1 pseudogene is annotated in these 573 nt (G+C 65.6%); it reads right to left on the bottom strand.

What is annotated here, in order from left to right:
* Positions 1 to 96: 96 nt before the first annotated feature.
* Positions 97 to 573, bottom strand: a pseudogene (locus CFR78_RS16415) (glycine-rich domain-containing protein); the annotation flags it as partial.

Below are 573 nucleotides of genomic sequence, written 5' to 3'. Positions count from 1 at the left end.
ACATACCCGGCCGGGCGCGCCACGCCCGCTTCCGTTGCGGCCGCCGTCAGGTAGACGGCATAGACCTGTGCATTCGTATCGGTCATCGGGTTGATCCTATGGAATGAAACGGAAAGTCACGCAGGCAATGCCGCCCGCGCCGCCATCATGGGCGCTGCCGGTCATGCCGCTGTCATAAGCCCCACCCCCTCCGGCACCGGGGGAGGTGGCAGGCTGGCCGCCATTGTTGCCGGCACGCCCCGCCCCGCCGTAAACGGAAGGCGCACCGTTACCGGCAAATACCCAATTCCCGGCCTGCCCGTCAGACCCGCTGTTCCCGCAGGTATAATAGGCGGCTGTGGCGGGGGTTACGACAACAGGCATGCTGCCGCCGCCACCGGCGGTATTCGCGGTCGTCGGCTTGCCGCTACCGCCCCCACCCGGAATGTAGAAAAGCTCGGTTCCGTTTAATGAGACAACAGTCGTGCCGCCTTCATTGCCTGGTAACGCCCCTTCTCCCCCGCCGCCTCCGGCACCGATGGTGATGCCCAGCGTGTCGCCACCCGCCACCGGATAGATCGCCTTTATGTAGCC

The organism is Komagataeibacter rhaeticus (assembly GCF_003207855.1).
Lineage (GTDB): Bacteria > Pseudomonadota > Alphaproteobacteria > Acetobacterales > Acetobacteraceae > Komagataeibacter > Komagataeibacter rhaeticus.
This window is presented reverse-complemented; position numbering and strand designations above follow the sequence as displayed.